The 18,001-nt window shown below is 72.7% G+C and carries 18 protein-coding genes, 1 other RNA gene and 1 pseudogene; 10 read left to right on the forward strand and 10 right to left on the reverse strand.

Annotated elements, in window-relative coordinates:
* Positions 1-161 precede the first annotated feature (161 nt).
* Positions 162-347 (reverse strand): hypothetical protein, encoded by a 186-nt coding sequence (locus ACFVDP_RS36560; RefSeq protein ID WP_383499486.1) that lies wholly within the window; start codon positions 345-347, stop codon positions 162-164.
* Between the two features lie 55 nt (positions 348-402).
* Complete coding sequence (locus ACFVDP_RS36565) at positions 403-1,542, reverse strand: hypothetical protein (protein WP_383499488.1); 1,140 nt, start codon at positions 1,540-1,542, stop codon at positions 403-405.
* 245 nt (positions 1,543-1,787) lie between these two features.
* Here ACFVDP_RS36565 and ACFVDP_RS36570 point away from each other — a divergent pair, with 245 nt between their 5' ends.
* The 4 genes and pseudogenes from ACFVDP_RS36570 to ACFVDP_RS36585 form a co-directional block, all read left to right on the forward strand.
* Positions 1,788-2,840: an ABC transporter substrate-binding protein gene (locus ACFVDP_RS36570; protein WP_383499491.1), complete on the forward strand. Its 1,053-nt coding sequence runs from the start codon at positions 1,788-1,790 to the stop codon at positions 2,838-2,840.
* A 43-nt stretch (positions 2,841-2,883) separates the two neighbouring features.
* Positions 2,884-3,741, forward strand: a complete 858-nt coding sequence (locus tag ACFVDP_RS36575; protein ID WP_383499493.1) for a Nif3-like dinuclear metal center hexameric protein — start codon at positions 2,884-2,886, stop codon at positions 3,739-3,741.
* Positions 3,738-4,481 (forward strand): zinc ribbon domain-containing protein, encoded by a 744-nt coding sequence (locus ACFVDP_RS36580; RefSeq protein WP_383499542.1) that lies wholly within the window; start codon positions 3,738-3,740, stop codon positions 4,479-4,481. Before ACFVDP_RS36575 ends, ACFVDP_RS36580 begins: the two co-directional genes overlap by 4 nt.
* Before the next feature lie 113 nt (positions 4,482-4,594).
* Positions 4,595-5,230 (forward strand): annotated as a pseudogene (locus ACFVDP_RS36585) (histidine phosphatase family protein); the annotation flags it as partial.
* On the opposite strand, the gene eda reads toward ACFVDP_RS36585, so the two are convergent.
* Both eda and yaaA read right to left on the reverse strand, forming a co-directional pair.
* Positions 5,205-5,858 carry a bifunctional 4-hydroxy-2-oxoglutarate aldolase/2-dehydro-3-deoxy-phosphogluconate aldolase gene (gene eda / locus ACFVDP_RS36590; protein ID WP_383499496.1) on the reverse strand — a complete coding sequence of 218 codons (654 nt, stop codon included), beginning with the start codon at positions 5,856-5,858 and terminating at the stop codon, positions 5,205-5,207. The pseudogene ACFVDP_RS36585 and the gene eda sit on opposite strands and share 26 nt — an antisense overlap.
* Before the next feature lie 75 nt (positions 5,859-5,933).
* Positions 5,934-6,716 (reverse strand): peroxide stress protein YaaA, encoded by a 783-nt coding sequence (gene yaaA, locus ACFVDP_RS36595; protein WP_383499499.1) that lies wholly within the window; start codon positions 6,714-6,716, stop codon positions 5,934-5,936.
* Between the two features lie 98 nt (positions 6,717-6,814).
* Here yaaA and ACFVDP_RS36600 point away from each other — a divergent pair, with 98 nt between their 5' ends.
* A complete protein-coding gene (locus tag ACFVDP_RS36600; RefSeq protein ID WP_383499501.1) occupies positions 6,815-8,257 on the forward strand; it encodes an RNB domain-containing ribonuclease in 1,443 nt (480 codons plus the stop codon).
* On the opposite strand, the gene ACFVDP_RS36605 is transcribed toward ACFVDP_RS36600, so the two are convergent.
* Positions 8,208-8,768 (reverse strand): hypothetical protein, encoded by a 561-nt coding sequence (locus tag ACFVDP_RS36605; protein ID WP_383499545.1) that lies wholly within the window; start codon positions 8,766-8,768, stop codon positions 8,208-8,210. The genes ACFVDP_RS36600 and ACFVDP_RS36605 overlap by 50 nt on opposite strands.
* Before the next feature lie 53 nt (positions 8,769-8,821).
* Positions 8,822-9,583, reverse strand: coding sequence for a MerR family transcriptional regulator (locus tag ACFVDP_RS36610; protein ID WP_383499504.1), 762 nt, complete (start codon positions 9,581-9,583; stop codon positions 8,822-8,824).
* 144 nt (positions 9,584-9,727) lie between these two features.
* On the opposite strand from ACFVDP_RS36610, the gene ACFVDP_RS36615 reads away from it, so the two are divergent.
* The 3 genes from ACFVDP_RS36615 to rnpB all read left to right on the forward strand — a co-directional run bounded on the left by ACFVDP_RS36615 (position 9,728) and on the right by rnpB (position 11,161).
* Positions 9,728-10,144 (forward strand): DUF4260 family protein, encoded by a 417-nt coding sequence (locus tag ACFVDP_RS36615; protein WP_383499507.1) that lies wholly within the window; start codon positions 9,728-9,730, stop codon positions 10,142-10,144.
* The gene (locus ACFVDP_RS36620; RefSeq protein WP_383499509.1) at positions 10,137-10,673 is read left to right on the forward strand and encodes a TetR/AcrR family transcriptional regulator; all 537 of its coding nucleotides are present in this window, start codon (positions 10,137-10,139) and stop codon (positions 10,671-10,673) included. The genes ACFVDP_RS36615 and ACFVDP_RS36620 overlap by 8 nt, the downstream gene beginning before the upstream one ends.
* Positions 10,674-10,752: 79 nt before the next feature.
* Positions 10,753-11,161, forward strand: an RNA gene (gene rnpB, locus ACFVDP_RS36625) — RNase P RNA component class A.
* 22 nt (positions 11,162-11,183) lie between these two features.
* On the opposite strand, the gene ACFVDP_RS36630 is transcribed toward rnpB, so the two are convergent.
* From ACFVDP_RS36630 to ACFVDP_RS36645, 4 genes are read right to left on the reverse strand one after another with little or no spacing between them, the layout of a single operon-like run.
* Positions 11,184-11,663 carry a hypothetical protein gene (locus tag ACFVDP_RS36630; RefSeq protein WP_383499511.1) on the reverse strand — a complete coding sequence of 160 codons (480 nt, stop codon included), beginning with the start codon at positions 11,661-11,663 and terminating at the stop codon, positions 11,184-11,186.
* Positions 11,664-11,680: 17 nt separating this feature from the next.
* Complete coding sequence (locus tag ACFVDP_RS36635) at positions 11,681-12,523, reverse strand: heme ABC transporter ATP-binding protein (RefSeq protein WP_383499514.1); 843 nt, start codon at positions 12,521-12,523, stop codon at positions 11,681-11,683.
* Positions 12,520-13,614 (reverse strand): FecCD family ABC transporter permease, encoded by a 1,095-nt coding sequence (locus ACFVDP_RS36640; RefSeq protein ID WP_383499548.1) that lies wholly within the window; start codon positions 13,612-13,614, stop codon positions 12,520-12,522. The genes ACFVDP_RS36635 and ACFVDP_RS36640 overlap by 4 nt, the downstream gene beginning before the upstream one ends.
* A gap of 1 nt (position 13,615) precedes the next feature.
* Positions 13,616-14,662, reverse strand: a complete 1,047-nt coding sequence (locus ACFVDP_RS36645; RefSeq protein ID WP_383499517.1) for a hemin ABC transporter substrate-binding protein — start codon at positions 14,660-14,662, stop codon at positions 13,616-13,618.
* Positions 14,663-14,773: 111 nt separating this feature from the next.
* On the opposite strand from ACFVDP_RS36645, the gene ACFVDP_RS36650 reads away from it, so the two are divergent.
* Together ACFVDP_RS36650 and ACFVDP_RS36655 are read left to right on the forward strand one after the other, a co-directional pair.
* Positions 14,774-16,192, forward strand: a complete 1,419-nt coding sequence (locus ACFVDP_RS36650; protein WP_383499520.1) for an HtaA domain-containing protein — start codon at positions 14,774-14,776, stop codon at positions 16,190-16,192.
* A 100-nt stretch (positions 16,193-16,292) separates the two neighbouring features.
* Positions 16,293-17,822 (forward strand): HtaA domain-containing protein, encoded by a 1,530-nt coding sequence (locus ACFVDP_RS36655; protein WP_383499523.1) that lies wholly within the window; start codon positions 16,293-16,295, stop codon positions 17,820-17,822.
* Positions 17,823-18,001: the final 179 nt, after the last annotated feature.

The following is an 18,001-nucleotide window of genomic DNA, read 5'->3' on the forward strand; positions in this document are numbered from 1 at the left end:
CCACGCCGCGCAGAGAGAGGCTCCCCGGGAAGAGGGGCTTTGTGGGGGGGGGGGGGTTGGGTGAGAAAAAAGGGGGAAGTGGGACACGCCCACCCGGGGTTGGGGGGTCCCTGCCCCTTCCTGAGCCCCCCCCGGGCCCCTCACCTGTCGTACCGCCGGACCTACATCTCGTCGGCCCGCGGCCCGCGATGCCGCCCACGCGGCTCGGACTGCTGCTCACTCGGAGCCGCCGCCGACGCGGCGACCGATCCGCGGTGCCGCCCGGAGCCACCGGAGGCCGCGGCCTCGATGCGCTCGTGGCGCTCCATGGTCTCTGACCTGCCGTTCCTGCCGTTGCTTCCCGTCATCGGAAAACTCACCCCGTAAACCCTTACAAGATCCTTGACTTACAGCCCGGCGAGTCTAACCACCGGCCTTGCGCCCACCGAGTGGCGCCTGTCCCAACGGAACCGGACGCGGTGCGGACGGCGCCTCGGGCACGCCCGAGGAGGGCGGTCCCTCCGCCACCGGAACCGATGGTTCAGGGGCGGATACCCGAGCGAGCCCGCACGACACCTCCCGTGTCACACAGGGGAGTGAAAGCACCCCCTCCCGCGACCAGAACCCGCTTCCCGTCAACCAGCCTGTCGGCGCAGCCAGTTGGTGCATCGTTCCGTCCGACGGCCGCCACAGCCCGATCCACGGCGCACCCCCCGAGGGGCCGTCGATCCGCAGCGCCACCGCGCAGCCCTCCGGCAGCAGCGTCTGTCCGGGCTGCACGGCGAACGGCGTCACCGTGCAGTCCGCGACCCGCAGCGCCTGCGGAAAACGGATCGGCAGCGTCGAACCCAGCACGCCCCAGCCGAGCCGGGGTTCGCCCGGCGTCGCCGCGTCGGAGCGGACCAGGATGAGCCCGCTGTCGAGATCGGCGACGAGCAGCCGGTCGTCGCTCTCCTCGGTGATCTGCAGCAGCGGCGTCACCTCGCCGCCCCGCTCCAGATCGACCGCGACCGTCTTCACGGGCCCGCCGTCCCCCGGCTCCCGGTCCAGCGCGAGCAGCCGTCCCGCGCGGTCCAGCCACACACCGCCCGAGCACCGCCCCGGCACCTCGGCCACATGCTCGGGCCCGAACGCGCCGCCCGCCACCAGCCACACATGGGTGGACTTCTCACCCGGTTCCAGCGCGTACGCGCTGAGCCCGTCCGGCGACGGCGGCAGCAGGTCGAGCTCGTCGCACTCCACGGCCCCGAGCGGCACCTCGCCGGTGTCCGGGCCCGTCGGGTAGAGCAGCGCGAACAGATGACGCCGGCCGTCCGCCCGGCGCCGGATCAGCACCCGGCCGTCGGTCAGCGGCATGACGTCGGTGTCCGGCTCCTCGGGCTGATTGCCGGGCAGCGGCACCGCGTACGGCTCCGGCCCGTCCAGCGTCCACCGCTGCGGGAACCACGAGGCGCCGTCGTACGCGAGCCGTGCCGCGTACGACGCGTCCGCCGTGATCACACAGCCGGTGCGCGGCGGCCGGGGCCGCATCTCCGGCGCGGTCTCCAGGGCCAAGGCCGTCATGGGGATCTGCCACCTCCGCTAGTTCCCCCTCTGGTGTTCTCCAAGGCCGAAGCTAGTTTTCGTACGTACCTCCAGGGGATGCGCGACCCCCCGCTTCACACCAAAGGGTGGCGGTGTCCGCAATCTGCTGAGAGGCGTGCGCCCGATGTGCTGGGGAGCGGCGAAGGGCGCCCGACCTGCCTGATGTTAGGTTTGCCTAACCAATTGCTGTGCACATCTTGTGCGCCCGGAACTGGAGCAAACCCATGCTCATACGCCCCCGTACGCGCGTCGCGGCCCTGGCCGCCACGGCGGCCGCCGCACTCGTCCTCACCGCCTGCGGTTCGGGGGACGACGGGTCCGGCGAGGCGGGCAGTGACAACGGTGCCGGTTCCAAGGCCGTGGCCCAGGGCGGCGACGACTTCTCGAAGGCCGCCGAACAGACCGCGAAGATGGGCACGACGGCGAAGACCGGCGAGTTCCCGCGCACCCTCACCCACGCGCTGGGCAAGACCGAGATCAAGAAGAAGCCGCAGCGCGTCGTCGTCCTCGACGTCGGCGAGCTGGACAACGTCGTCTCGCTCGGCATCAAGCCGGTCGGCTATGCCCCCACCGAGGGCGACGACGGCATCCCGTCGTACCTGAAGAAGGACGCGGGCAGCCCCAAGAACGTGGGCACCATCAACGCCCTCAACATGGAGGCCATCGCGAACCTCCACCCCGACCTGATCCTCGGCAGCGAGCTGCGGGCCGCCAAGCTCTACCCGCAGCTCGCGAAGATCGCGCCCACCGTCTTCTCCATCCGCCCCGGCTTCACGTGGAAGGAGAACTACCTCCTCAACGCGTCCGCGCTCGACGAGAAGGCCAAGGCCGAGGCGAACCTCGCCGCGTACGACAAGAACGTGAAGCAGCTCGGCGCCGACGTGAAGAAGGCCAACGGCGGCACGGCCCCGACGGTGACGATGCTCCGCTACATGCCGGACCGCATCCGCCTCTACGCCAAGGCCTCCTTCATCGGCACCATCCTCGACGACGCCGGCATCCCGCGCCCGAAGAACCAGCAGATCGACGACCTGGCGACGGAGATCAGCCCGGAGAAGATCGACTCCGCGGACGCCGACTGGATCTTCACCGGCGTCTACGGCGACGCGAAGAAGACCCAGCGCGCGAGCGCCGAGGGCAACCCGCTGTGGAAGAAGCTCGGAGCGGTGAAGAAGGGGCAGGCCAAGGACGTCCCGGACGAGACCTGGTACCTCGGACTCGGCGTCACGGCGGCCGACGAGGTCATCGAGGACCTCCGCGCCAACCTGGTCAAGTAGCCACGCTTAGGGTCGGGGCACGCAGCGCAGGTAACCTGTCTGCGTGCCCCGCCTGTCTGAAGTAACCGCCGCGCTCGCCACCCTCTGGCCCGCCTCCCTCGCCGAGGGATGGGACGCGGTCGGCACGGTCGCGGGCGACCCGGACGCCGAGGTCGGCCGGGTCCTGTTCGCGGTCGACCCGGTGCAGGAGATCGTCGACGAAGCGGTGAAGCTGGGCGCGGACCTGCTGATCACGCACCACCCGCTCTATCTGCGCGGTACGACGACGGTCGCGGCGTCCACCTTCAAGGGCCGGGTCGTGCACACCCTGATCAAGAACGACATCGCGCTGCACGTCGCCCACACCAACGCCGACAAGGCCGACCCCGGCGTGAGCGACGCCCTCGCGGGCGCCCTCGGCGTCCGCGTCGTGCGCCCCCTGGTGCCCGACCCGACGGACCCCGCGGGCCGCCGCGGCCTCGGCCGCGTCTGTGAACTCGACCACCCGGTGACCCTGCGCGAACTCGCGGGCACCGCCGCCGACCGCCTCCCCGCCACCGCCCAGGGCATCCGCGTCGCGGGCGACCTCGACGCGACGATCCGCACGATCGCGGTCTCCGGCGGCTCGGGCGACAGCCTCTTCGACGACGTACGCGCCGCCGGCGTCGACGCCTTCCTCACCGCCGACCTGCGCCACCACCCGGTGAGCGAGGCCCGCGAGCACTCCTCCCTCGCGCTGCTCGACGCCGCGCACTGGGCCACCGAGTGGCCGTGGTGCGAGCTGGCCGCGAGCCAGCTCGAAGCGGTCTCCGAGCGCGAAGGCTGGGGCCTGCGCGTCCACGTCTCGCACACCCCCACCGACCCCTGGACCGCCCACGCGGCGTCCAACAGCCCCCTCTCTACCTTTGGAGCCCCCAACTGAACGCCGCGCCCGCCGACCAGATCCGTCTCCTGGACGTCCAGGACCTGGACGTCCGCCTCCAGCAGCTCGCGCACAAGAAGAAGTCGCTGCCCGAGCACGCCGAGCTGGATTCCCTCGGCAAGGACCTCACGCAGCTGCGTGACCTGCACGTCGCCTCGACCACCGAGGAGAGCGACTGCGCCCGTGAGCAGACCAAGGCCGAGCAGGACGTCGACCAGGTCCGCCAGCGTGCCGCCCGCGACCAGAAGCGCCTCGACTCCGGGAGCGTCAGCTCGCCCAAGGACCTGGAGAACCTCCAGCGCGAGATCGCCTCGCTCGCCAAGCGCCAGGGCGACCTGGAGGACGTCGTCCTCGAGGTCATGGAGCGCCGTGAGTCCGCGCAGGAGCGGGTGAGCGAGCTGACCGACCGTCTCGCCTCCGTCCAGGCGAAGCTCGACGACGCGACGTCGCGTCGTGACCAGGCCGCCGGCGAGCTGGACACCGAGGCGACCTCGGTCGCCAAGGAGCGCGAGGTCGTCGCGGCCTCGATCCCGGCCGACCTGCTGAAGCTCTACGACAAGCTCCGCGAGAAGGAGGGCGGCGTCGGCGCCGCCAAGCTCTTCCAGCGGCGCTGCGAGGGCTGCCGCCTGGAGCTGAACATCACGGAGCTGAACGACGTCCGCGCCGCGGCCCCCGACGCCGTGGTCCGCTGCGAGAACTGCCACCGCATCCTGGTCCGCACCTCGGAGTCGGGCCTCTAGGCCCCGACGCGATGGGGGAGTCCATGGCCGAGGGCCCGCGCCCCGTAAGGGGCGCGGGGAACTGCGCGACCAGCCACGACGCACCGGCACCGGACAACGAACCGGCGTCGACCCCCCCCGACCTGGGCACCCCCACCACCTTCGTCCTGCTCCGCCACGGAGAGACCGCCCTCACCCCCGAGAAGCGCTTCTCGGGCAGCGGCGGCACCGACCCGGAACTGTCGGCGACAGGCCACCACCAGGCATCCCGCGCGGCAGCGGCGCTGCACGCTCATGGCACGATCCAGGCGATCGTGACATCCCCTCTAAGGCGCTGCCGCGAAACGGCCCAGGCCGTAGCAGCTCGCCTGCACCTCGACGTCACGGTCGACGACGGCCTGCGCGAAACGGACTTCGGCGCCTGGGAGGGCCTGACCTTCAAGGAGGTACGGGACCGCCACCCGGCCGACATGAACGCCTGGCTGGCCTCGCAGGACGCGCGCCCCACCGGCGACGGCGAGAGCTTCGCGCAGGTCGCGGCCCGGGTCGCCGAGACCCGCGACCGCCTCACCGAGACCCACCGCGGCCGGACCGTCCTCGTGGTCTCGCACGTCACGCCGATCAAGACCCTGGTCAGGCTGGCGCTCGGCGCCCCGCCGGAGTCCCTGTTCAAGATGGAGCTCTCGGCGGCGTCCCTCACCGCGATCGCGTACTACGCCGACGGCAACGCAAGCGTCCGCTTCCTCAACGAGACAGCTCACCTGCGATAGCGCACGCCTCGCGGGCCAGCGACTCCACGCGGCCCCAGTCCTTCGCGGCGATCGCGTCGCCCGGCAGCATCCAGCTCCCGCCGACACAGCCGACGTTCTTGAGCGCCAGGTACGTACCCGCGTTGGCCGGGGAGACGCCGCCGGTCGGGCAGAACCGGGCCTGCGGCAGCGGACCGGCGAGGGACTTCAGGTAGGCGGCGCCCCCGGCGGCCTCGGCGGGGAAGAACTTCATCTCGGTCACCCCGTGCTCCAGGAGCGCCACGACCTCCGACGTCGTCGAGACGCCCGGCAGGAACGGCACCCCGGACCCGCGCATCGCGACCAGCAGCGCGTCCGTCCATCCCGGGCTGACCAGGAAACGGGCCCCGGCGGCGACCGAGTCGGCGACGTTCGCGGGCGAAATGACCGTGCCCGCCCCGACGACGGCCTCCGGCACCTCGTCCGCGATCGCGCGGATCGCGTCGAGCGCGGCGGGCGTGCGCAGGGTCACCTCGATCGCGGGCAGCCCGCCCGCGACGAGCGCCCGCGCGAGCGGTACCGCGTCGGCGGCGTCCTCCACGACGACGACGGGGACGACGGGGGCGAGATCGAGCACGGAGGCGCCAGAGGCAGCGGCAGGCGAGGTCATGGCACCATCCTGCCTCGCGCGGCGCAGCATGCGCAAAGGCCATTGCGCATGCTGCAACGCAACGTCTGTGCCTGGCTAGTGAATCTCGTCCACCAGCACGTCCAGGCTCCACGCCCGCCCCGGCTTCGCGGGCTCCTCGACCTCGACGGTGTACCCCAACTCCCGCAGTACGCCGACGAGTTCGGCCGGTCCTGCCGGTGCGGCGCCGGACATGAGCAGGGCGCGGACGATCCGGCCCTTGGTCGCCTTGTTGAAGTGGCTGACGACCTTGCGGGTCGGCGCGTGCAGCACCCGCACTCCGGCCGTCCGCTCCGCCAGCTCGCCCTTCGGCTTCCAGGCCGCCGCGTACGCCGCCGAGCGAAGATCGAGCACCAGCCCGGACCCGGCCGCCTCCGGCATGACCTCCGCCATCGGCGCCTTCCAGTACGCGCCGAGCGCGCCCAGCCCCGGCAGCTTCACACCCATCGAGCAGCGGTACGACGGAATCCGGTCCGTCACCCGCACCGCGCCCCACAGCCCGGAGAAGACGAGCAGCGAGCGTGCGGCCCGCTTCTTCGCGGCGGCGTCCAGCGAGGCCAGGTCCAGGGCGTCGTAGAGCACCCCGGTGTAGATCTCCCCGGCGGGCCGGGCCCCGGCCGTGCGCAGCTCGGTGTTCTTCGCGACCTCGCCGCGCAGCCCCTCGCTCAGCCCGAGCACCTCGCGCGCCTTGTCCTCATCGGCGGCGCACAGCTCGACCAGCTCGTCCAGGACGGTGGCCCGCGCCTCGGCGAGCCCCGGCAGTGAAAGCCCCTCCGGCTTCAGCGGCGCCCCGCGTCCGGAAGCGGCCTTACCCTCCGACGGCGGCAACAGCACAAGCACGGGCTCTCCTCATACACGTACGGAACACGGAACATCGGTCGACCGACAGCCCAGCGTACGGCGTGCCGACCCGGCCACAGCCGCCTACGCTCGGTGCCATGCCCCTCCGCCACCTCCGTGTGACCGGCGCGGCGCGGGAGCCGCTCGGTGCCGTGCTGCGGGATCTGCGTACGACGCTGGACGTGCCCGGGGAGTTCCCGGCCGAGGTGCTCGCCGAGGCCGAGGCCGCCGCCGCGGCGCCCGGGCTGCCCGAGCGCGACGAGACGGCCGTCCCCTTCTTCACGATCGACCCGCCCACGTCCACCGACCTCGACCAGGCCATGCACCTGTCGCGGCGGGCCGGGGGCGGCTACCGGGTGCGGTACGCGATCGCCGACGTCGCCGCCTTCGTCGTGCCCGGCGGCGCGCTCGACGCCGAGGCCCACCGGCGCGTGACGACCCTGTACTTCCCCGACGCGAAGACACCGCTGCACCCGACCGTGCTCAGCGAGGGCGCGGCCAGCCTGCTCCCGGATCGGACCCGTCCGGCCGTGCTGTGGACCATCGACCTCGACGCGGACGGGCGGACCGTCGCCACCGACGTCGTACGCGCCCTCGTCCGCAGCCGCGCGAAGCTCGACTACGCGGGCGTGCAGAAGGCCATCGACGACGGCACCGCCGAGGAACCCCTCGCCCTGCTCCGCGACATCGGCACCCTGCGCGAACACCTGGAGCAGGAGCGCGGCGGCATCTCCCTCGACGTCCCCGAGCAGGAGATCGTCACCACCGGCGACGACTACGAACTCGCCTACCGCGCCCCGCTGCCCGCCGACTCCTGGAACGCGCAGATCTCCCTGCTCACCGGCATGGCCGCCGCCGACCTGATGCTCGCCGCGGGCACCGGCGTCCTGCGCACCCTGCCCGCCGCCCCCGACGGCGCGGTCGGCCGGCTGCACCACACCGCGAAGGCGCTGCACATCGACTGGCCGCACCACGTCCCCTACTCGGCGCTGATCCGCTCCCTCGACCCGGAGAACCCGCACCACGCCGCCTTCCTCCAGGAGTGCACGACGCTGCTGCGCGGCGCCGGCTACACGGAGTTCACCGGCGGCGACCTGCCCCCGCTCACCACGCACGCCGCCGTCGCCGCCCCCTACACGCACTGCACGGCGCCGCTGCGCCGCCTCGTCGACCGCTACGCCTCCGAGCTGTGCCTGGCCGCGGCGGCCGGCCGGGGCGTGCCGGAGTGGGTGCTCGCGGCGCTGCCCGGACTGCCCAAGGAGATGGCCGACGGCACGCGGCGCGCGAACACCGTGGAGCGCGAGTGCGTCGACATCGTCGAGGCGGCGCTGCTGCGCAACCGGATCGGGGAACTGTTCGACGCCGTGGTGGTCGACGTGAAGGACCACGAACCGGCGGTCGGCACCGTGCAGCTGACCGACCCGGCCGTGGTCGCCCGGATCGAGGGCGGCTCCTCCGCGCTGCCGCTCGGCGAGCAGCTGCGGGTCCGGCTCACGCAGGCCGATCCGGGACGGGCGAAGGTGCTGTTCGCGCCCGCGTGAGCGCGTCGGCCAGCGCGCGGTCCAGGGCGTCGGTGTCCTCCGCGAACAGCCGCACGACCCGCACGTCCCGCCGACGCCCGAAGTAGGTCAAGTGCCCCACCGGTTCGGTGAGTTCGATGGTCATGCCGGTCTGCGCGCCGACGTCCAGATCGAGTTCGCCGTCGGCCGGGGTGTGCGTGAACCGGCTCTCCCGCCGCACCCGCGCGATCAGCTCGAACGGTATGCGCAGGTCCACATGGGCGCCGCGGCGCACCCGCAGCGCGTCGGCCGTGACCACGTGCGGCCGGGTGACGGCGGCGGCGTGCAGCCCGAGCACCGTCAACACGGTGTAGACGTCGAGCACCAGGACGATGGCGTGCACCACCGGCAGGCCGCGCAGCAGCACCCACATCCCGGCCGACTCGACGACGCAGACGAACGCGAAGGCGTACATCATCACCGCCTGCCCCCGCGCGTACGGGAAGGCGACGGCCCCCGCCGGAACGCCGTGCCGCCGCCGGGTCACCCACATCCCGAGGCTCGCCAGCACCCGCAGCTCGTTCCCGGCGATCCGCCGCACCCGGCTCACCGGGACTCCTCCGCCGCCAGGCGCATCGCGAGGCGTACGGCCGCCGCCTGCGCGGGGGAGAAGTCGGCGAGGAACGCGTCGAGGAGCGCGTGCTGCTCGACGCCCTCCGGAGTCGGCAGGCCCGGCGGCAGGCAGTCGAGCAGCGCCCGGGCCGCCTCGGCCACCCGTGGATCGTCGCTCCGTGCGTCGGCGAGCGCGTCGAGCAGTGCGTACACCTCGCGTACGGAGTCCAGCGCGCCCGGCGCGGTGAGCGCGGGCGCCAGGACGGCCATCAGCTGAGCGCGGGCCTCGGGCGGCGCCGTCGCGTCGACGAGGGCCAGCACCTCGCGGTCCTTCGCGGCCATCGGCGAATCCAGGTCGACGTCCCCCAGGCCGGCGAAGAACGCGGCGAGTTCGGGGGAGAGCGGGCTGCCCGCGGGCAGCCCGCCCTGCCGCTCCGCCTCGTCGAGCAGCGCCCCCAGGCGGGCCCGCCGCTCGTGGATCGCCGCCTCCTGCCGGGCGAGGTCCGCGTCCAGCTCGGCGAGCACCTCGACGAGGTCGCGCCCGGCGTCGTCGGCGAGCACGTCCCGCACCTCGGTGAGCCCGAGGCCCAGCTCGGTCAGCCGCCGGATCCGGGCCAGCTCCACGGCGTGCCGCAGCCCGTACTCGCGATAGCCGTTCCCGAGCCGCTCGGGCTCGGGCAGCAGCCCGAGGTGGTGGTAGTGCCTGACGGCACGCGTGGTGACGCCGACGACCTTGGCGAGCTCTCCGATCCGCATGCCTTCAGTAGAAACGTTGACGCTACGGAAGGGTCAAGCGGAGGCTTGACGGCTAACGCTGTTAGCCGTACGGTTCACATACGGTCCGGCTAACGACGTTAGCCACTTGTTGCCGCTGAACGCCAGACTCTCCGGGAGGCCCCGATGAGCACCACCGCACCCGTCACCGTCACCCGCAAGCCCTTCGCCGTCGCGCGCCGCACCGCCTGGCTCGCACTCGCGCTCTTCTGGTCGGCGTTCGCGGTCGTCGAGGGGGTGAACCACGGCTGGCTCGCGGTGCTGTGCGCGCTCGCCTTCTTCATCGCGCCCGACCTGACCTTCCTGGTGGCGGCCGGCGAGGCGCAGCACATGGAGAAGGGGCAGCTCCCGCCCCGCGCGGTGAAGTACTACAACGCGGCGCACCGCGCCCTGGTCCCGCTGGCGCTGATGATCGCGTGCACGTTGCTTCCCGACGCCTGGGTCCCGGTCTTCGCGGGCCTGTGCGGCTGGCTCGCCCACATCTCGTACGATCGCGCCTTCGGCTACGGACTGCGGACCAAGGAGGGCTTCCAGCGTGCTTGAGGCCGTTACCGAGCGGCGGCTCACGCCCCGCGCCACCGAGATCGCGGCGGAGGCCAGGGCCCTGCTGGAGGAGTCGGGCCCCGACGCCCTCACCATGCGGGCCCTCGCCGACCGCCTGGGCATCAAGGCCCCGTCCCTCTACAAGCACTTCCCTGACAAGTACGCCGTGGAGGCGGAACTCGTCGCGCAGATGCTCACCGAGTCGGCCGAGGCCTTCGAGGAGGCGGGCCGCACGGACCCCGGATCGCTGCCCGCACTGATGGCGGCCTACCGCACCTGGGCCCTCGCCCACCCCCACCTCTACCGCCTCGCCACCGAACGCCCCCTGCCCCGCCACGCCCTCCCCGAGGGCCTGGAGGACCGGACGGCGGCCCCCCTGATGCGGGTCTGCGCCGGCGACCAGGACCTGGCCCGCGCGGCTTGGGCGTTCGCCCACGGCATGGTGATCCTGGAGATCCACGGCCGGTTTCCCGACGGCGCGGATCTGGACGGGGCGTGGCGGACGGGCGCGGAGGCCCTGCGCGGCTGAGGACAGGCGGATCCCGGAGGGTCTGTCGTGACGGCGGCGTTCCGCTGATCGCGGCCGGGTAGGATGGCCGGACGGCAGACGAGCCGGGCGGGCGGCCGCGTGGGGTTCTTCGGAACCTCCCGAGGAACGTCCGGGCTCCACAGGGCAAGGTGGTGGCTAACGGCCACCCGGGGTGACCCGCGGGACAGTGCCACAGAAAACAGACCGCCGGGGACCGCAAGGCCCTCGGTAAGGGTGAAACGGTGGTGTAAGAGACCACCAGCGCCTGAGGTGACTCAGGCGGCTAGGTAAACCCCACCTGGAGCAAGGTCAAGAGGGAGCGGCCCGTGAAAAGGCGGCTCCTGCGCGGACGATCGAGGGCTGCCCGCCCGAGTTCGCGGGTAGACCGCACGAGGCCGGTGGCAACGCCGGCCCTAGATGGATGGCCGTCACCCCGACGACCGCGAGGTCCCGGGGTACAGAACCCGGCGTACAGCCCGACTCGTCTGCCCCCACTCCTTTGGCGGGGGCTCAGGTGCTGCGCACGTAGGGCCGCGACGCCGCGATGAAGTCGTAGAGCAGGTTGCGGGACGCGACCCGGCCCGCCGCCAGTTCCTCGCGGTCGTCGGTGCGGATCAGGTCGTCCACGGCGGCGAACGCGCTGCGGCCCTTGGAGACCAGGTCCGGAGAATCCGTCAGCAGCTCCACCCGGAACATCGCCTCGATGGCCGCCGCCCGCAACCGCTGTGCCTCGCGCCGGAGTTCATGGATGTCGGCCGGGTCGGCGGACCGGTCGTCCAGGCGCCGGAACCAGCGGTCCAGCTGCCCCCTGCGGTAGTTGGCGAGGGCGCCGCCGAACGCGCAGTAGGCGTCGATCCGTTCCTGTCTGAGGCGCTCCTCGCGGGCGAACCGTTCGGAGCGGGCCGTGGCGCGGCCCTGGAGGACGGGGGTCAGGGCCGCACCGAGGAGGGTGCCGAGGACCGCTATGAGGCTGGTGACGACGACAGTCATGCGGCCAAGCCAAGCAGCTAGGACCGCACCGGCACCACCAAAGGGGCACCGCTGCCCGGATGCGGCAGCACCTCCACCGGATGCTGGTACACCTCGCTGAGTAGTGGCCCGGTGAAGACCTCGGCCGGTGGGCCCGCCGCCGTGACCCGGCCGCCGTGCAGCACCGCCACCCGGTCGGCGTGCGCGGCGGCCAGGCCCAGGTCGTGCAGGACCACGACCACCGCGTCACCGGCGGCGGCCCGCTCCCGGCAGACGCGCAGGACGAGTTCCTGGTGGCGCAGGTCGAGGGCGGCCGTCGGCTCGTCCAGGAGGAGGAGCTGCGCGGACTGGGCGAGGACCCGGGCCAGGGCGACCCGGGCGCGTTCGCCGCCGGAGAGCGCGGCGAAGGGGCGGGCGGTGAAGGCAGTCGTCTCCGTCGCCGCGAGCGCCGCCGCGATCACCGCGTCGTCCTCGTCCTCCCGCTCCGTGCCCGCCCAGGGCGCCCGCCCCATCCGCACCACGTCCGCCACCGGGAACGGGAAGGACAGAGTCGCCGACTGGGGCAACAGGGCGCGGCGCAGGGCCAGTTCGGGTGCGGACCAGGCGGCGGGCGGGCGGCCGTGGACCAGCAGCTCACCGGAGCCGGCGGGCAGGTCCGCCGCCAGCGCCGCCAACAAGGTCGATTTACCTGCGCCGTTGGGGCCGACCAGGGCCAGCACCTCGCCCGCCCGCACCGTCAGGTCGACGCCCGACAGGACGGCCCGGCCGCCCAGGTCGACGCGGAGGGCGCGGGCCTCGGCGACCGGGTCGCCGGGTGCGTACCGCTCGGGGAGCGAGCGGGCGCGGGGTCCGCGCAGCAGGGTCGTCAGGTACGAGGTCATGCCCAGCCTCCTTGCTTGCGGCGGGTGCGGCGCAGCAGCCAGAAGAAGAACGGGCTGCCGGTCAGGGCGGTCAGCACCCCGATGGGGAGTTCGGCGGGCGCCGCCACCGTGCGCGCCGCGAGATCGGCCGCCACCAGGACGACCGCGCCGCCGAGCGCGCTGCCGGGGACGAGGAAGCGGTGTCCCGGTCCGGCCAGCATCCGCAGCAGGTGCGGGATGACCAGGCCGACGAAGCCGATGACGCCGGAGACCGCGACGGCCGCCGCCGTGAGGAGGGCGATGACGAGGATCAGCGTGATGCGCAGCTTCTCCACGTCCACGCCCAGGTGCCGCGCCGGGCGTTCGCCGAGGGAGAGCAGGTCCAGCTTGCGGGAGGAGAAGGGCGCGACGAGCAGGCCGACCGCCGCGCAGGGCAGCACCGCGAGCACCTTCGGCCAGGTCGCCTGCGCCAGCGAGCCGAGCTGCCAGAACGTGATCTGGTTGACGGCGGCCGTGTCCGCGTAGGTCAGGAACAGGCCGATCAGCGCGCCCGCGAAGGCGTTCACCGCGATGCCGGTCAGGATCAGCGTGACGACCTCCGTGCGGCCGCCCGAGCGGGACATGACGTAGACGACGAGGACCGTCGCGAGGCCGGACACGAACGCGCAGACCGTGATCGTCCACGTACCGAAGAAGTTCAGGCCGAGCGCGATGCAGCCGACCGCGCCGACCGCCGCGCCCGACGAGATGCCGATGACACCGGGCTCGGCGAGCGGATTGCCGAACACGCCCTGCATGAGGGCGCCCGCGCAGCCCAGTGAGGCGCCGACGAGGAGGGCGAGGACGATGCGGGGCAGGCGTACGTTCCACAGCACCGACTCGCCGACGCGGTCGAGGGCGTGACCGCCGAGCCCGGCCCGGTGCTGCACCGAGGACAGGATGTCGCCGGGCGCGATGTGGTACGCGCCGATGCCCGCCGAGAGCAGCGCGAGCAGCAGCAGGGCCGCGGCGAGTCCGACCGTCAACAGCCAGGCGGTGCTGCGGCGTTCGGAGGGCGGAGCAGCGGATGTCTTCGGGTCGGCCGCCGTCGGCGGGGTCGCGGTCGCCGTCACCTCAGGCACCGTCCGTTCCGTACAGCTGCTTCACGATCGAGGCCAGCACCTGGTCGGTGCGGGGGCCGTAGTTGAGCAGCACGCCGTCCTCGACCGAGACGACCCTTCGGTCGACGCCCGCCGGGGTCTCGGCGACGCCCGGGATCTTCACCATGCCGTCGATGCCGCCGACCGACTCAAGTCCCTTGCTCATGACAAGGATCGCGTCCGGCGCCGCCTTCGCCAGCGCCTCGCTGGTGATCGCGGTGAAGTCCTTCCTCAGGCCCGAGGCCGCGCCCGCGTCGACCGCGCCCGCCGCTTCGAGGAGCGAGGTGGCGCCCGACTCCTTGCCGCCGAGGAGGTAGACGGAGGCCGAGCCGCGCAGATAGAGGAAGGCCACGCGCGGCCGGTCCTTCGCGCTCTTCGGCTTCGGGATCGTCCTGCGCACGGCGGCGATCCGGTCCTCGGAGCGCCGGGTCAGCTTCTTGCCCGCCGCCGGGACGCCGAGGGTGTCCGCGACGGCCCGGATGCGGGTGCCGACGTCGGACAGGCCGGTCGCCGGGTCGATCACGACGACCGGGATGCCCGCGTCGCGGATCTGCTGCATCGCCTCGGCGGGGCCGGTCGTGGTCTCGGCGAGCACCAGGTCCGGCTTCAGGGACAGCACGCTCTCGGCGGACACGTCGTGGTTGCGGGTGACCACCGGCAGTTTCTTCGCCTGCGTGAAGGTGGCGGTGATGTCGCGGGCGACCACGTGCTTGCCGAGTCCGAGCGTGAACACCAGCTCGCTGAGGCTGCCGGAGAGCGGCACGATCCGGTCGGCCTCGCGCACGGTGACCCGCTCGCCGTCGGCCGAGGTGACCGTGGCGGGCAGCTCGGGCACGGGGGCCGGGCTGAGCGGCTCGACGCTGTTCGCGGTCGTCGCCTTCTCGGCCGGGGTCGCTGGTCCGGCGGTCCCGGTGGTGGTGCCCGAGCAGGCGGTGGCGACCAGCGCGAGAGCCAGGAGAAGTACGGAGATCAGCACCCCCGTCCGGCGGGAGGAGTGCGCGAGGGCGCCGTGCGTGGACACGCGGACACCGTCCTGTCGTGGTGAGAGGGGCTGTTGACAAAGGCGATCATAGTTTAGGTTAGCCTTACCTAAGTCGCCAGGGTCTGGTGACGGTCACCCGGAGGAAGAGCCATGCCCCGACGCGCCCGGATACGTGTCCGCGTCCTCGCCGTCACCTTGTTCACCGCGCTGCTCGGCGCCCTGCTCCCGGTCGCGGGCGCGCACGCCGCCGCCCGCACCGTGCAGGGCGGCCGGCTCGACTGGGGCGTGAAATCGTCCTTCCAGAGCTACATCACCGGGCCCATCGCCCAGGGGACGTACTCCCTGACGGGCGGCGCGGCCACCGTCGGCGCGAGCCAGTTCCGCTTCCACTCGGCACGCGGCTCGTACGACGGATCGAGCGGCGCCTTCTCGTCCTCGTTCTCCGGCGGCGTGCACTTCGTCGGCCACAAGAAGTCCAACGGCGCGTACGAACTCGACATGACGATCAGCAATCCCACCGTCCGCATCGCGGGCGGCGCCGGGACGCTGTACGTCGATGTCGTGAGCAAGGCGAAGGGCACCGGGGCGGTCACGTCGTCCCGCCAGGTGCCCTTCGCCTCCCTCTCCCTCGGCGGGATCGACATGAAGGGCGACGGCAACGCCGTGGCCCTCAACAACCTTCCCGCCACGCTCACTTCACAGGGCGCGCAGTCCTTCGCCGGCTACTACACGGCGGGCACCGCGCTCGACCCGGTGAGCCTGTCCGCGGACGTCGCGCCCGCGAAGGCGTCGCCCACGCCCACGAAGTCGGCCGAGTCCAAGGCGAAGAAGGAGAAGAAGGCGAAGCAGGACGCCGCCGGGAAGGTCCGCGACGGGGCCGTCGACTGGGGCGTGCGGCGCACTTTCCGCGAGTACGTCACCGGGGACATCGCCCAGGGCGAGTGGACCCTCGGCGACGGGGCGCAGGACGGCGGCGCGCTGTTCCGCTTCCCCGAGGGCGAGGGCACGTACGACAAGAAGAAGCAGTCCCTGACCGCCGACTTCGGCGGGTCCGTCCGCTTCACCGGCGAGCACGGCCTCGACCTGAAGTTCTCCCACGTGAGCGTCTCCGTCGCCGACGGCAAGGGCACCCTGCGCGCCGACGCGACCAGCGACGGCAAGACCGTGAAGAACGCCGCGCTCGTGACCTTCAAGACCGGTGAACTCAAGGCCGAGGACGGGCTCGTGGAGGTGAGCGAGGCCCCGGCCGTGCTCACCGCCGCCGGAGCGAAGGCGTTCGGCGGGATGTACAAGAAGGGCACCGCCATGGACCCCGTCTCGCTGGCCGTCGCCCTCGACGCGGACGCGCACCTCCCGGCCCTGCCCGACCTCGGCAGCTCGGCGTCACCGACGCCCACCCCGAAGGCGAAGGCCTCACAGTCCGCTGCCGCCGAACCGGCCGCCGCCGAGACGGACTCCGGCCTGCCCGGGGGAGCGGTCGCCGGGATCGCCGCCGCCGTCGTGGTCGTGCTGGCCGCCGCCGCGGGCCTGCTGATCCGTCGGCGCCGCCGTGCTGCCCAGCGCTCCTGACGGCCCCGGGCACCCTCTCCGAACTTCCCTCTCCGCAGCGGCTGTCCACCCCCTGACGGTCCACCCGAACCAAGATCCACACCAAGGAGGAACCACTCCCATGGCACGCATCGCCAGACACCCGATAGCCCTCGCCGCCGCCACGGCCACCGTCGTCGCGCTCGGGGCCGGCGCGCTCGCGCTGCCCGCGGCCGCCGCCGAAGGCGCCTCGTCCGGCATCGAGTTGAAGAACGGGACGCTCGACTGGGGCATCAAGGAGTCCTTCCGGAAGTACGTGACCGGGATCGCCGCCGGTTCGATCGACGCGACCGACGGCGCCACGCAGGCCGCCGACAACGGCCCGTTCACCTTCACCGGCGGCACCGGCACCTACGACACGACCACGCACGGCACCGACACCGCCTTCAAGGGCGCCGTCCGCTTCTCCTCCCAGGCGCACGGCTTCGACATCAAGGTCAGCGACGTGAAGGTCGTGACGTCGGGCACCACCGGGCACATCGACGCCGACGTCTCCCTCAACGGCACGGTCCAGAACGACATCGAGTTCGCCACCCTCGACCTGTCCGCGGTCAAGCCCGGCCAGGGCGCGGGCGGCGCGATGACCTTCAAGGACATCCCGGCGACGCTGACCGCCGACGGCGCCTCGGCGTTCAACGGCATGTACAAGGAGGGCACCGCGCTCGACGCGGCGACGCTGACGGTCACGGCCGCCTCCCCGTCCACCTCATCGCCGACGCCGACCAAGACCCCGGAGGCGACCCCGACGGAAACGGCGACCACCTCGCCGTCCCCGTCGACCGGTGGCTCCACCTCCCCGGCGCCGAGCACCTCGGCGACCAAGCCCGTCGAGGCCGTCTCCGGTGAGGTCGTCGACGGCAACCTGGACTGGGGCGTCAAGGAGTCCTTCCGTACGTACATCACCGGACCCATCGCCAAGGGCAAGGTCGAACTGTCCGGCGGCGCCGCGAAGAACGGCTCCGTCTACCGGTTCGGCGACGCGAGCGGCACCTACGACGCCGACGCCAAGTCCCTCGACGCGAAGTTCGCCGGCAAGGTCCGCTTCCTCGGCCACGAGGCGGACGGCACCTACGCCCTCGACCTCCAGTTCAGCGATCTGCACGTGACGGCGAAGGGCACCGGCGGCAAGCTCGTCGCCGACGTCTCCAGCAAGGACCAGGAGAGCGGCAAGGTCACCACGTACGACGACCTGACCGTGGCCACGCTGAAGCTCGGCTCCGGCGATCTCACCGCCAAGGGCGACATCGTCGAGCTGGACGGCGCCGCGGCCACGCTCACCGCTGACGGTGCCAAGGCGTTCGGCGGGTTCTACGAGGCGGGGGCCGCGCTCGATCCGGTCACCGCCGCGGTCTCCCTCGACGAGGACGCGGTGCTGCCTGCCGGGTCGGGCGGGTCCAACGGATCGGCGTCGGGCGGTACTTCGGGCAGCACGGCGGGTGGCGCGGGCACCACGGGTGGGACCGGTACGACCGGCTCGACCATCGGCGGCTCTCTCGCCTCCACCGGTGCCGACGTCCCGGCCGGGCCGCTCGCCGCGGCTGCCGCGCTGGTCGTCGCCGCGGGTGCGGGCACGGTGTTCGCCACCCGCAGGCGCCGCTCGCAGCAGGCCTGACCCGCAACGCCCTGGTGGAGCTGGTCGCGCAGTTCCCCGCGCCCCTCATCGGGTCGTCGGTCGGGTGCGGGCCGGTGGCCGCTTCTCGCGCAGTTCCCCGCGCCCCTGGAGATGCGCACTGCGTGCGCTATCTCCATCGGGGCGCGCCACCCGCACAAGGAGGAGGTGCGCCCCCTGGC

It is taken from the genome of Streptomyces sp. NPDC057694 (assembly GCF_042799415.1).
GTDB lineage: Bacteria > Actinomycetota > Actinomycetes > Streptomycetales > Streptomycetaceae > Streptomyces.

What these genes read in the sequence shown, in the direction of transcription:
- ACFVDP_RS36560 (WP_383499486.1), bottom strand. Translation starts at nt 347, where the DNA reads ATGACGGGAAGCAACGGCAGGAACGGCAGGTCAGAGACCATGGAGCGC.
- ACFVDP_RS36565 (WP_383499488.1), bottom strand. Translation starts at nt 1,542, where the DNA reads ATGACGGCCTTGGCCCTGGAGACCGCGCCGGAGATGCGGCCCCGGCCG.
- ACFVDP_RS36570 (WP_383499491.1), top strand. Translation starts at nt 1,788, where the DNA reads ATGCTCATACGCCCCCGTACGCGCGTCGCGGCCCTGGCCGCCACGGCG.
- eda (WP_383499496.1), bottom strand. Translation starts at nt 5,858, where the DNA reads ATGACCTCGCCTGCCGCTGCCTCTGGCGCCTCCGTGCTCGATCTCGCC.
- ACFVDP_RS36600 (WP_383499501.1), top strand. Translation starts at nt 6,815, where the DNA reads ATGCCCCTCCGCCACCTCCGTGTGACCGGCGCGGCGCGGGAGCCGCTC.
- ACFVDP_RS36605 (WP_383499545.1), bottom strand. Translation starts at nt 8,768, where the DNA reads ATGTGGGTGACCCGGCGGCGGCACGGCGTTCCGGCGGGGGCCGTCGCC.
- ACFVDP_RS36610 (WP_383499504.1), bottom strand. Translation starts at nt 9,583, where the DNA reads ATGCGGATCGGAGAGCTCGCCAAGGTCGTCGGCGTCACCACGCGTGCC.
- ACFVDP_RS36615 (WP_383499507.1), top strand. Translation starts at nt 9,728, where the DNA reads ATGAGCACCACCGCACCCGTCACCGTCACCCGCAAGCCCTTCGCCGTC.
- ACFVDP_RS36630 (WP_383499511.1), bottom strand. Translation starts at nt 11,663, where the DNA reads ATGACTGTCGTCGTCACCAGCCTCATAGCGGTCCTCGGCACCCTCCTC.
- ACFVDP_RS36635 (WP_383499514.1), bottom strand. Translation starts at nt 12,523, where the DNA reads ATGACCTCGTACCTGACGACCCTGCTGCGCGGACCCCGCGCCCGCTCG.
- ACFVDP_RS36650 (WP_383499520.1), top strand. Translation starts at nt 14,774, where the DNA reads ATGCCCCGACGCGCCCGGATACGTGTCCGCGTCCTCGCCGTCACCTTG.
- ACFVDP_RS36655 (WP_383499523.1), top strand. Translation starts at nt 16,293, where the DNA reads ATGGCACGCATCGCCAGACACCCGATAGCCCTCGCCGCCGCCACGGCC.